Here is a 7,548-nt window from a genome sequence, read left to right on the forward strand (position 1 = left end):
CGAACCCCGGACGCGGGCCCCGGCCCTAGCCGACCTCGCGCAACACCCCGAGGAGCGCCGACGCGTCCGATGCGCCCAGCAGCCGCTCCCGGAACGCGCCGTCCGTCAACTTCCGCGACAGCAGCGCCAGAATCCGCAGATGCTCATCGCCCGCCGCCGCCTCCGGTACGGCGATCATGAACACCAGCCGCGCCTTCGTACCGTCCGGAGAGCCCCACTCGACGCCCTCCGCGGACCGGGCGAAACCGACGACCGGCTCCGTCACCGCGTCCGTCTTGGCATGCGGAATCGCGATCTCCTCCCCGAGCCCGGTCGTGCCCTGCTCCTCCCGCCGCAGCGCACACGCCACCAGCTCGTCCACGTCCGCCACCCTGCCGGTACGGGCCAGCAGCTCACCCATCTCCCGGATCGCGGACTCCTTGTCGCCCGCGCCGAGTTCGAGTCGCACGGTCTGCCGGGTGAGGTATCCGGAGAGCACCTCGCCCCCGCCGGGCTCCTCGTCGGGAGCGCCACTCGTGCTCCCGGGAGTTCTTGCCGCCTCGGAAGCGTCACTCGTGCTCCCGGGAGCCCTTGCCTCCTCGGAAGCGTCACTCGCGCTCCCAGGAGTTCTTGCCTCCTCGGAAGCAGCGGACGCGCCGACCGGCTCCGCCGCGTGTACGGCCCGCTCCGCCACGGCATCCCCGCCGCCCGGTGCCCCCACACCGACGAGCGCTGGCTCGGGCCCGATCGGTGCGTCGGCTCCGGCGAGTTCCTCCCCGCGCCGCCTGCGCTCACTCAGGTCGACCATGGCGACCGTGGCCAGCGCCGTGACGACGGAACCGATCACCACGGCCACGAAGAACATCGGCACCCCGCTCACCGCGCCCAGCACGGCCACGATCGGCCCGCCGTGCGGCACCGCGTCCTCGACGCCGAAGACCCCGGCGATCGCACCGGCGACCGCGCCGCCCAGCATGTTGGCGGGGATGACCTGCGCGGGACGCGCCGCAGCGAACGGGATCGCACCCTCGGAGATGCCGAAGCACCCCATGAACAGGGCGGCGAACCCGGTCTCCCGCTCCTGCTCGGTGTACAGCCGCTTGCGCATCAGCGTGGCCAGGCCCTGTCCCAGCGGCATGACCGGGATCGCGGCCGCGCACATGCCCATGACCGTCTGATTGCCGGTCGCGATGAGACCGGCACCGAACAGGAACGCCGTCTTGTTGACCGGCCCGCCCATGTCGAACGCGATCATGAGCCCCAGAACCGCGCCGAGCAGGACGGCACTGGCACCGGTCATCCCGCTGAGCCAGTCGGTCAGGTGCTCGAACACCCAGGAGATCGGCCGGCCGATGACGTAGATGAAGAACAGGCCCAGGGCCGTGGTCGCCACGATCGGGATCACGATGATCGGCATGATCGGCCGCGCGAACTTCGGGACCTTGACCTTCTTGATCCACAGCACCAGATACCCGGCGAGGAACCCGGTCACGATCGCCCCGATGAACCCGGCACCCGCCTTGGAGCCGTACAGCTCACCGGTGTTGGCGATCCAGCCGCCGATCATGCCGGGTACGAGCGCCGGCCGGTCGCCGATGGCGTAGGCGATATAGCCGGACAGGATCGGCACCATCAGCGTGAAGCCGATGACGCCGATGTTGTTCACATCCATCCAGAAGGAGTCCTTCGGGATGACCAGACCGCCCGACGGGTCGGTGTGTCCGCCGAGCGACAGCGAGATCGCGATCAGCAGCCCGCCGACCACGACGAACGGGATCATGTAGCTGACCCCGTTCATCAGCGCCTTGTATCCGGCGCTCCGCTCCTTGCCGCCATCGGCCGCGGCCGCCGTGGTCGCCGTGGGGGTCGAGGGAGCCGAGGGGGCCGTGGGGGAGGAGCCCCCCTCGGCGTGCACGGGCGCCGACAGCACCCGCTCGATCAGCTGCTCGGGGTGGCGAATGCCCTCCGCGACCCCGACCGTCAGGACCCGCTTGCCGGCGAAGCGGGTCAGGTCCACATCCTTGTCCGCGGCGACGATGACGCCGTCGGCGTGCCTGACATCGTTGTCATCGAGGACGTTTTCAGCCCCGATGGATCCCTGTGTCTCCACCTTCATGTCGATGCCGCGGCTCTCGGCGGCCTGGGCGAGCTTTTCGGCCGCCATGTACGTATGGGCGATGCCGGTCGGGCAGGCGGTCACCGCGACCAGCCTCAACCGCCGCTGCTCGCCTTCGCCGCTGCCCGTGGGGGGAGGGCCGGCCGGATTGATCACGTCGATCTCCTCACGCCTTCGCCCTGCGGAACCCGCGTCCCGGACGCCCCGCAGGATCGATCAGCTGTTCAGAACTTCCGGGCATCCTGCACCACCCCGCCCCAGCCGCAAAGGCCGGAACATCCCTGCTCATCCCGCTTCGACACCTCCTGCCACCGCCTTCGTTGGTGTCCTGTTACCACTCCCACCCCTCGAACACCCACCCCACCGACCCCACCCACCACGGTCCGACAGCGGCCGACGCCCCACCCTCGCACCGCCTCCATGGCCAGATCCGTTCGGAGGCGGACTGGGGGCGGCCCGGCCTCCCGGTGTAGCTTGGGACGGAGCCAGACGTCGCTGCTGATGGCGGTCGGGCGGTCCCACCGCGGACCGGCCGAGGGAGAGAGGGCCTCCGACGGACTGCGCTGCGCGCACGCGGGCATGCCTGTGTCCTCTTTCGGGCACCCCTGTGTCCGCCGCCGCGCAGACCAGCCGTACCCACCTCGACCCAAACCCCGAGGAGCAGCTCGCAATGACGACTGTCGAGAACCGACAGGACTTCAAGGTCGCCGACCTCTCCCTGGCCGCCTTCGGCCGCAAGGAGATCACCCTCGCCGAGCACGAGATGCCGGGCCTGATGGCGATCCGCAAGGAGTACGCCGAGGCCCAGCCCCTGGCCGGCGCCCGTGTCACCGGCTCCCTGCACATGACCGTGCAGACCGCCGTGCTCATCGAGACCCTGGTCGCCCTCGGCGCGCAGGTCCGCTGGGCCTCCTGCAACATCTTCTCCACCCAGGACCACGCGGCCGCCGCCATCGCCGTCGGCCCGAACGGCACCGTGGACAACCCCCAGGGCGTCCCCGTCTTCGCCTGGAAGGGCGAGACCCTGGACGAGTACTGGTGGTGCACCGAGCAGGCGCTGACCTGGCCGGACAGCCCCACCGGCGGCCCCAACATGATCCTGGACGACGGCGGCGACGCCACCCTCCTCGTCCACAAGGGCGTCGAGTACGAGAAGGACGGCAAGGTCCCCTCGCCCGACACCGCCGAGTCCGACGAGCACCGCGTCATCCTCGAACTGCTGACCCGCACCCTGGGCGAGAACCCCCAGAAGTGGACCCAGCTGTCCTCGGAGATCCGCGGCGTCACCGAGGAGACCACCACCGGCGTCCACCGCCTGTACGAGATGCAGCGCGACGGCCTCCTCCTGTTCCCGGCGATCAACGTCAACGACGCGGTCACCAAGTCGAAGTTCGACAACAAGTACGGCTGCCGTCACTCGCTCATCGACGGCATCAACCGCGCCACCGACGTCCTCATCGGCGGCAAGACCGCGGTCGTCTTCGGCTACGGCGACGTCGGCAAGGGCTGCGCGGAGTCCCTGCGCGGACAGGGCGCTCGCGTGATCGTCACCGAGATCGACCCGATCTGCGCCCTCCAGGCCGCGATGGACGGCTACCAGGTCGCGACCCTCGAAGACGTCGTCGAGACGGCCGACATCTTCATCACCACGACCGGCAACAAGGACATCATCATGGCCTCGGACATGGCCAAGATGAAGCACCAGGCCATCGTCGGGAACATCGGCCACTTCGACAACGAGATCGACATGGCCGGCCTCGCCAAGATCCCCGGCATCGTCAAGGACGAGGTCAAGCCGCAGGTCCACACCTGGACCTTCCCCGACGGCAAGGTGCTCATCGTCCTGTCCGAGGGCCGCCTGCTGAACCTGGGCAACGCCACCGGCCACCCGTCGTTCGTGATGTCCAACTCCTTCGCGGACCAGACCCTGGCCCAGATCGAGCTGTTCACCAAGCCCGACGAGTACCCGACCGGCGTCTACGTGCTGCCCAAGCACCTCGACGAGAAGGTCGCCCGCCTCCACCTCGACGCGCTCGGCGTGAAGCTGACGACGCTGCGCCCCGAGCAGGCCGAGTACATCGGCGTGCAGGTGGAGGGCCCGTACAAGCCGGACCACTACCGCTACTGAGCCGAGCAGCACCGCTGCCGCGTTCGCAGCCGGTCGGATCTCCGAGGCAGGCCCCCGCACCCCCGTGCCGGGGGCCTGCCCCGTTCGACGGGCCGGCGACGACCGGCCCAGCCCGTCAAGACCCAGGACCCTCATGCCCCGCGGCCGCTATTCGCTCCACGATCCGCACGATCACACCCCCCTCGCAGAAGAACACTTCCAGTGCGCCCCCGGCCCCTCCGGCTGGCGCTACGTCTCCCAGCTGACCACCCCCGCAGGCGATCACCACGGCTCCGTCGACCTCACCCTCGACGAACTGGGCCGCCCCCTCCGCCTCGAACTCCACGCCGCAGCCTGGCAGGTCCGCGGCGCCGCCCTCGACGGAGTCACCTGGGTCCGCACCGACCCCACCGGGACCGACGCCACCGAAGGCAATGTGCGCGCCCACGCCTTCACCGGCACCTCCCCGGCCTTCCTCGTCGCCACCGCCCGTCTCCTGCGCCTCACCCCCTCCGCGGCCGCCACCCGCGTACGCCTCGTCGCCTTCACGGACCCGGTCCTCGCCCCACGCACCGTCGACCAGTCCTGGGCCTTGGTGAAGAGCGAAGCACACGCCACTGACAACGGCCCCCTGGCCGTGGACGAATACCAGGTCACAGCGCTGGACACGGGCGAGCAGCACACCGTGCACATCGCCGGGGACGTGGTCCTCGCGGCCCCCGGCATCGAGCTCGAAGACCTGGAATCACCGCCGTCGGTGTTCCCCTGAACAGACAGCCGGGCCGGGGCGGCAGGCCCCGCGCTCCCCTAGGCCGGCGGCACGAACCCGGTGCCTGGCCGGTCGCCCGCCGAGCCCGCCGGTGACTCAAAGGGCCGCTCCGCGGCGGACGGCTCGGAGACCACCTCAGGCCCTCCAGCCGACGGTCCGTACTCAGCGAGGCCCCCGCCACGAGCCTCGGGCGAGGCCGCTGGGCCTACCGCCGCCGGACCGGCAGCGGTAGGGGCTGGAACGGCGGCGGTCATGACCGGGGTGGCGGCGGTCGCAGCAGGCTGGGTCACATCGCCCCCGGCCGTGGCAGCACGGGCCGTCTCACCGCCGACCGTGGCGGCACGGGCGGCATCGCCCCCGAAAGCCCGCCGGGCCTCCCGGGCCTGCCGTTCCTGCACGACAGCCGCCAGATACGCCGCCGGCGGCACGCCCTGCGGCACCGGAGCCCCCGTTCGCTCCGCCAGATCCGACGCCAGCCGCCCAGCCATCGACCAGCCCACCTGCGGATCCAGCTGCTGCATGCGCGTCAGATACTGCCGGACTGCGAGCCACAACCCGTCGGGCACCCCCGACAGATCGAGCTCCGAGAACCGCCCCGCCAGCCACGGCGGAGGAGGCGGCACGAAACCGGTCCGCGTGACCGGAATCCGCTCCCGCACGACGAGCGTCCCCGCGAACACATCCCCCAGCCGTCGCCCGCGCGCCGACACGAACGAGGCGATGCAGGCCACGATTCCGAAGGTCATCAGGATCTCGATCACCGCGATCAAGCCCCTCACCAGCGCATGCCGGAACCGGATCGGCCCCCCGTCGTCCCGTACGACGCGCAGGCCGCACGCCATCTTCCCGAGCGACCGCCCATGACTGAGCGTCTCCACGGCGATCGGCCCGCCCACCAGGACGAGCACGAACGTCGCGATCGACAACGCCGTCTGCGCCGCCTCGTCGAGCGAGGCCGTGGACGTCACCAGCCCGATGGTCACGGCCACGTAGACCGCCATCGCCACCACCAGATCGAGCAGCACGGCCAGCGCCCTGCTGGGCAGCCTCGCGGGGCGCAGCTCCAACGCCACAGCCTCGCCCGTCACCAGCTCACTCACGCCCGCCGTCCTTCCCCTGCCCTGCCCCCGACAAGGCCAGTCTGCCAAGCTGAGGGCGCATCGCACCGTAGTACGACAAGCTGATCCACGACGAGCCTCCGACGACCAGCCGAGGAGCAGGCACACCGATGGACCTCGACGTCTTCGTCTCCGCCCACCGAGCGGAGTGGGACCGCCTCGAAGCCCTCCTCCGCCGCCAGCGCCGCCTGACCGGCGCCGAGGCCGACGAACTCGTCACCCTCTACCAGCGCACGGCCACGCACCTCTCCCTGATCCAGTCCAGCGCCCCGGACCCGCAGCTGACCGGACGGCTGAGCCAACTCGTGGCACGCGCGCGCAGTGCCGTGACGGGCACCCGCCGCGCGTCGTGGCGGGACGCCACCCGCTTCCTGACCCAGGGCTTCCCCGCCGCCGTCTACAAGGCACGCCACTGGTGGGTGCCCACAGCGTTGCTGTCGACGGCGGTCGCCGCCCTCCTCGGCTGGTGGATCGGCACGCACCCCGAAGTCCAGGCCTCCATCGCGGCCCCCAGTGAACTCCGCGAGCTGACCCGCCCGGGCGGCCAGTACGAGACGTACTACTCCAGCCACCCGGCCGCCAGCTTCGCCGCCCAGGTCTGGACGAACAACGCCTGGGCCGCCGCCCTGTGCCTCATCCTGGGAGTGTTCCTCGGGCTGCCGGTCCTCTGGATCCTCTTCCAGAACATGCTCAACCTCGGCGTCGGCATCGGCCTGATGTCCTCGGCCGGCCGCCTCGACACGTTCCTGGGCCTGGTCCTCCCGCACGGTCTCCTCGAACTGACCGCTGTCTTCGTCGCTGCCGGCACCGGTCTGCGTCTGGGCTGGACGCTCATCGACCCCGGCCCCCGGACGCGCCGCACGGCTCTCGCGGAAGAGGGCCGAGCCGCCATAGGCATGGCCATCGGCCTCGCCCTCGTCCTCTTCGTCTCCGGCGCGATCGAAGGCTTCGTCACCCCGTCCGGCCTCCCCACCTGGGCCCGCATCGCCATCGGGATCGCCGCCGAAGTGGCCTTCCTGGTCTACGTCTACGTCCTGGGCGGCCGTGCGGCCCGCGCCGGGGAGACAGGTGACGTGGATGCCGCGGAACGCAGCGCGAGCGTCCCCACCGCCGCCTGATCGTCCCGCCGACCGGCGGATGTGCGACCACCTCCGTTCAACTGCTAGTCTCCTCTTCGCCCCACAGGAACCGTTGACACGGCAAGTGCGGGGAGGTAGATTCGAACAGTTGCCTGGAGATGGGCTCTAGCCCTGGACCGGCCACAGTGAACATCTATCTGCTTCTTGAAACACTGATTTCATTGAAGCCTCTCCCGATGAATCGGAAATGAGCGGCCGGTCAGTCCGGCCCGGAACTTCTGATAAAGTCGGAACCGCCGGAAAGGGAAACGCGAAAGCGGGAACCTGGAAAGCACCGAGGAAATCGGATCGGAAAGATCTGATAGAGTCGGAAACGCAAG

At 70.2% G+C, this 7,548-nt stretch carries 5 protein-coding genes; 3 read left to right on the forward strand and 2 right to left on the reverse strand.

What is annotated here, in order from left to right:
- Positions 1–25: 25 nt before the first annotated feature.
- Positions 26–2,251 carry a fructose-specific PTS transporter subunit EIIC gene (locus ACFZDE_RS23650; RefSeq protein WP_391202554.1) on the reverse strand — a complete coding sequence of 742 codons (2,226 nt, stop codon included), beginning with the start codon at positions 2,249–2,251 and terminating at the stop codon, positions 26–28.
- 514 nt (positions 2,252–2,765) lie between these two features.
- Here ACFZDE_RS23650 and ahcY point away from each other — a divergent pair.
- Together ahcY and ACFZDE_RS23660 are read left to right on the forward strand one after the other, a co-directional pair.
- Complete coding sequence (gene ahcY, locus ACFZDE_RS23655) at positions 2,766–4,223, forward strand: adenosylhomocysteinase (protein ID WP_391004666.1); 1,458 nt, start codon at positions 2,766–2,768, stop codon at positions 4,221–4,223.
- A gap of 133 nt (positions 4,224–4,356) precedes the next feature.
- Positions 4,357–4,971 (forward strand): hypothetical protein, encoded by a 615-nt coding sequence (locus ACFZDE_RS23660; protein WP_391004668.1) that lies wholly within the window; start codon positions 4,357–4,359, stop codon positions 4,969–4,971.
- 38 nt (positions 4,972–5,009) lie between these two features.
- Here ACFZDE_RS23660 and ACFZDE_RS23665 read toward each other — a convergent pair whose 3' ends face one another.
- Positions 5,010–6,071, reverse strand: coding sequence for an RDD family protein (locus ACFZDE_RS23665; protein WP_391202557.1), 1,062 nt, complete (start codon positions 6,069–6,071; stop codon positions 5,010–5,012).
- A gap of 128 nt (positions 6,072–6,199) precedes the next feature.
- Here ACFZDE_RS23665 and ACFZDE_RS23670 point away from each other — a divergent pair, with 128 nt between their 5' ends.
- Positions 6,200–7,207 carry a stage II sporulation protein M gene (locus tag ACFZDE_RS23670; protein ID WP_391202560.1) on the forward strand — a complete coding sequence of 336 codons (1,008 nt, stop codon included), beginning with the start codon at positions 6,200–6,202 and terminating at the stop codon, positions 7,205–7,207.
- The last annotated feature ends 341 nt before the right edge of the window (positions 7,208–7,548 follow it).

The organism is Streptomyces sp. NPDC007929 (assembly GCF_042959065.1).
Taxonomy (GTDB): domain Bacteria; phylum Actinomycetota; class Actinomycetes; order Streptomycetales; family Streptomycetaceae; genus Streptomyces.